Annotated in this window: 3 protein-coding genes; 1 reads left to right on the forward strand and 2 read right to left on the reverse strand. The window is 62.6% G+C overall.

Annotation, left to right across the window (positions count from 1 at the left end; translation table 11 throughout):
* Positions 1–111: 111 nt before the first annotated feature.
* Positions 112–897: an SDR family oxidoreductase gene (locus tag AX708_RS02525; RefSeq protein ID WP_004213209.1), complete on the reverse strand. Its 786-nt coding sequence runs from the start codon at positions 895–897 to the stop codon at positions 112–114.
* Positions 894–1445, reverse strand: coding sequence for a recombinase family protein (locus AX708_RS02530; protein ID WP_004213210.1), 552 nt, complete (start codon positions 1443–1445; stop codon positions 894–896). Before AX708_RS02530 ends, AX708_RS02525 begins: the two co-directional genes overlap by 4 nt.
* A 139-nt stretch (positions 1446–1584) precedes the next feature.
* Here AX708_RS02530 and AX708_RS02535 point away from each other — a divergent pair, with 139 nt between their 5' ends.
* On the forward strand, positions 1585–4542 hold the full coding sequence (locus AX708_RS02535) for a Tn3 family transposase (RefSeq protein WP_066117383.1): 2958 nt from the start codon (positions 1585–1587) through the stop codon (positions 4540–4542).
* Positions 4543–4599: the final 57 nt, after the last annotated feature.

Raw genomic sequence — 4599 nt, forward strand, 5'->3', positions numbered from 1 at the left:
AGGGGTGACTACACGAAAGTGACGTATCTGCACGCTAAGGGCGAACAAATCCGGTACGATGCCAGCAGATGCTATTCGCAGGCTTTCCTGCCCCTTTTATGTGGTGCCGCCCTACGGGCGCCGATATGGGAGGGCGGCAATCCGATTGACCAACGATCGAGGTAGAACCCTGCTCGCCAAATATGTGAGCTGGTTGCCCATCCCCGGTATGGCGAAGGATTGCCGATAAACCAGAGCGTGGACTGCATGGGCCGCGCACCGGTCAACGTCCATCAAACCCAACCTCCCCCACTTCAAATCGCTGAGGGCAGCCATGTCTGTGTCGATTCCACCGGGTGCAAAAGACCCAACACTCACTCCCGTCCCGGCAAGCTCCACGGAAAGCGCTCGCATGAGGGTGCTCACATAGGCTTTCGACGCGCCGTAGACCGCTTGGAAGGGCACGGATGTTTCGCCCGCCAGGCTCGACACGGCGATTACTGAGGATTCAAACGGCTGCTCCCTGAAAATCGCAATCAGGCGAGCCAGCAAATCCGTGAAACCGAGTATGTTTGTTTCAATTACCTCGGCATAAGTGTCGGCACGGCCTGCATCAAATGAACCAACGCTCGTCATTCCGGCAACCAACAAAGCGGCTGTTACTTGCAATTCTGCAACCTTAGCCGCGATTTTCTCCCTGCCCTCGATTTCACGTTGATCAGCCACTATAATCTCGCACGGCACATTGAACCGCTCGTCAATTTCGGTCTGTAGCTCCCGCAAGTTGTCGAGCCTTCGTCCAACAATCAGGGGCTTGGCCTGGTACGATGCCGCCAAGCGGAGGGCGGACGCTCTGCCCAAACCGGTCGAAGCCCCTGTGACCAGCACCCACGAGTTCTTGATCGCCAGCGGTTTCACGCGTTTTCCAGAGCCTTGTATAGGGCGGTTTTGCCGATCTTGAGCCGGGCCGCCGCCTCACGAACAGTGAGGCCCGCTGCGATATGCGCCCGCGCTTTACGTAGTTTGTCGGGGGTAACGACAGGCCGGCGACCACCCTTGTTGCCCCGCTCGCGTGCGGCCTTGAGGCCGGCATGAGTGCGTTCACGGATCAGGTCACGCTCGAATTGGGCCAGCGAGCCGAAGATGTTGAACACCAGCATGCCGCCCGAAGTGGTGGTGTCGATATTCTCGGTGAGTGAGCGGAACCCGATGCCGCGCGCCGCAAGCTCGCCGACCTTCTCGATCAGGTGGCTCATCGAGCGGCCGAGGCGGTCGAGTTTCCAGACCACCAGCGTGTCGCCGGGGCGCAAATAGGCGAGCGCTTCGGTTAGGCCAGGCCGATCGGCTTTTGCCCCGGATGCGTGATCGTCGAATATACGGTCGCACCCGGCAGTGTTCAGCGCGTCAAGCTGGAGCGACAGCTTCTGGTCTGCGGTCGAGACGCGCGCATAGCCGATCAGCGCCACATGATGCCCGATCCTGTCCGTTTTCCCGTCATTATGCGATCTTGTCCGAATCGCCGTTACAGGTCCAGAGTTAACGGACATATTCCTGTTGGCCGCCAGAGGACCGTCTGACGGACACGCAAAGCGAAGGAGATGATGCTTGGCGAGACGGCGACTGGTGAGCCTGGAAATCTGGGCGAGGCATTATGGCGCGCCGCTCGATGAGCGCGAGATCGCGCGTCATTATACGCTGACCAGCGACGACCTGGAAATTGTCGGCCGCCGTCGCGGCGATGCCACCCGGCTCGGCTATGCGATGCTCATGCTATATATGAGATGGCCTGGCCGTGCGCTGGAAGCGGGCGAAGTCCCGCCCGCTCCTGTGCTCGCCTATGTGGCGCAGCAACTCGGCGTCGCGCCGGCAGCCTTCGCGGATTATGCCCATCGGGACCAGACCCGTCGCGAGCATCTCGTCGAAATCCGACGATCGCACGGGTTCAGGATTTTTGACCGCAACGCTTTCCGTGAAGTTGTCGCCTTCTCGGTCCCAATCGCGCAGACCATCATACACCCCGGCCAGATGGCAGACGTCATCGTCGATGAACTCCGGCGCCTGCAGATCCTCCTGCCTTCTCCGTCGATTCTCGAAGCGGTGCTGCGGCGGGCGCGCCAGCAAGCCGAACAGCTTACCTATGAAGTGCTCACGAATGGCCTGCTGCCTGACACCCTTCAGGGCCTGGACGATTTGCTGGCCCGACGACCGGGGCAGGTCGCGACATGGCTATCCTGGATGCGCAATGCGCCACAATCGCCGGCAGCGCGCAACATCCTGCGCCTGATCGAACGGCTCGCCTATATCCGCGCGCTGGGCCTCGATCGCGCCCGTGCCGACATGATCCCGGCTTTGACTTTTGACAGGCTGGCGGACGAAGGCAGCCGCATCACACCCCAGCACCTTGGCGAACTCAATGCCCTGCGCCGCCATGCGACGCTGGCGGCAACCGGCATCCGGCTTGAGGAAAGCCTGACCGACGCCACCCTGACGATGTTCGACAAGCTGTTGGGCAGCATGGCGCGCCGCGCCGAGAACCGGACCCGCGACAAAGCCCTCAAGACGGTGCGCGAGTTGCAAGGCCACCTCCGGACGCTCACGGGGTCTTGCCGCCTCCTCATCGACGCGCGCAGCAAGGGCGTGGATTCTCTGGCGCAGATCGAGGCGCTGGACTGGCAGCACTTCGCCGTGGCCGTCGAGCAGGCCGAAGTGCTCGGGCGACCGGAAACCGTCGATCGCACCGCCGAATTGATCGAGCGGCATCGGACGGTGAAGCTCTTTGTCGGCGCTTTTCTCAACGCCTTCGAGTTTCGCGGCGCCGGCGCGGTTCAGGGGCTCCTGTCAGCGCTGGCCATCATCGCGGAGCTATATCGGACCGGCAAACGGCGCTTGCCTGATCGCGTGCCGCTACGCTTTGTGCCGCCCGCATGGCGCCCGTTCGTCCTGCGGGATGGCATCGTTGATCGTGCCGCTTATGAACTATGCGCCTTGTCGCAACTACGCGAGCGGTTGCGAGCCGGGGATATATGGGTCGCGGGAAGCCGGCAGTTTCGCGATTTCGACAGCTATCTCATACCGCCGGCGACCTTTGCGGCGCTGCGCGAGAAGGGGCCGTTGCCGCTCGCCATCGAAACGGATTTCGAGCGCCATATCGAGGAACGGCGCACCAGGCTCGACACGGCGATCGAGCAGGTAACGGTCCTTGCACGGCAAGGGGAGCTGCCCCAGGTTAAGCTTGACGAAAACGGTCTCCTCATCTCGCCGCTGAAGGCGGCAACACCGCCCGCCACCGAGATTGCCCGTCGCGCCGCCTATGATCGACTGCCGCGCGTGAAGATCACCGATCTTCTGCTGGAGGTCGATGCCTGGACCGGGTTCAGCGAATGCTTCATCCATCGTCGTTCGGGCCGGGAAGCCGACGATCGCAATGCCCTGCTCACGGTCATCCTCGCCGATGGCATCAATCTCGGCCTCACACGCATGGCGGAAACCTGCCGGGGCGCAAGTCTGCGTCAGCTCGCCCATCTTCACGACTGGCACATCAGCGAAGCCGCCTATGGCGAAGCGTTGGGAAGGCTGATCGACGCCCATCGCGCCATGCCGCTCGCCGCGCTGTGGGGAGACGGCACCACTTCGTCGAGCGACGGACAGCAATTTCATGCCGGGGGCCGTGGGGCCGCGATCGGCGACATCAACGCGCGCAGCGGCAACGAACCAGGCGTTGCCTTCTACACCCATGTCTCGGATCGATATGACCCCTTCGCAAGTCGGGTGATCGCGGCGACCGCTGGCGAAGCGCCCTATGTGCTGGATGGCTTGCTGTATCACCAGACCGGCCTGACGATCGAGGAGCACTACACCGATACGGGCGGGGCATCGGACCATGTGTTCGGCCTCATGCCCTTCTTCGGCTACCGCTTCGCGCCGCGCCTGCGCGACATCAAGGAGCGTCGTTTACACCTCCTTCCCGGCCAAGAATCCGGCCCCTTGCTTGCCGGCATGACGGCCGAACCGATCGCATTGGGTCATGTCGCGGCGCATTGGGACGAACTGCTGCGGTTCGCCACGTCGATCCGCACCGGCACCGTCACTGCTTCGGCAATGCTGCGCCGCTTGTCCGCCTATCCGCGACAGAACGGACTGGCCCTCGCACTACGCGAGCTGGGCCGCCTCGAACGCTCCATTTTCATGCTCGACTGGCTGCGCGACATCGACCTGCGCCGGCGCACCCAGGCGGGCCTCAACAAAGGCGAAGCCCGCAACGCGCTCGCCCGCGCGCTCTTCTTCAACCAGCTCGGCGAACTGCGCGATCGTCGGTTCGAGAACCAGACCTATCGCGCCTCCGGCCTCAACCTGCTCGTCGCCGCCATCATCTTGTGGAACACTCGCTATCTCGAAATGGCGCTGGCGGACATCGGCACAGCCGACGAAATCGCACGCCACATCGCGCCATTGGGCTGGGAGCATATCTCGCTGACCGGTGACTATAGCTGGAATGTTGAAGATCAACCCGATCCGGACGCCTTGCGACCGCTGCGCGCCGTCAACTCCCTACTTGCCGCGTGACGTTCGCTATCCGTTCGCCCTTTCCGTGCAGATACGTCACTTTCGTGTAGTCACCCC

This window comes from Erythrobacter sp. CCH5-A1, from assembly GCF_001557115.1.
Classification (GTDB): Bacteria; Pseudomonadota; Alphaproteobacteria; order Sphingomonadales; family Sphingomonadaceae; genus Erythrobacter.